Origin of the sequence: Streptomyces niveus, from assembly GCF_001723055.1 — a bacterium.
GTDB lineage: Bacteria > Actinomycetota > Actinomycetes > Streptomycetales > Streptomycetaceae > Streptomyces > Streptomyces niveus.
Genome location: NZ_MDCR01000599.1, coordinates 430 through 755 on the forward strand (window position 1 = coordinate 430; position 326 = coordinate 755).

General features: G+C 77.3%; 1 pseudogene. It reads right to left on the reverse strand.

Annotated features, from left to right (window positions below):
- Positions 1-326: pseudogene (locus tag BHU15_RS40765) on the reverse strand (maltokinase N-terminal cap-like domain-containing protein); the annotation flags it as partial.

Below are 326 nucleotides of genomic sequence, written 5' to 3' on the forward strand. Positions count from 1 at the left end.
GCGCGTCGAAGGTGGTGCGCAGCCCGGCGACGTACGGCACGAGCGCGGGCACCGCCTGCGCGGTGGTGTCCAGCCGCCCCGACATGGCCTCGGCCAGATGCGCGGTCTGCCGTGGCCCGAGGGACACCGTCGGCAGCGCGGCGGCCAGCGCGAGGTGCACCTCGGCGGTGGCCAGCCCCAGCGCCCGCGCCTCGTCGGTGAAGTCGCCTCCGGCGGCCAGCGTGCGCAGGGCGAGCTGCCAGCCGTCCTCGGAGTCCTGGAGATACGGCTGGAGCACCCCGAGCGTCAGCGGCTCCCGCCCGCCCCCGTCGCCCACGGCCTCGAAC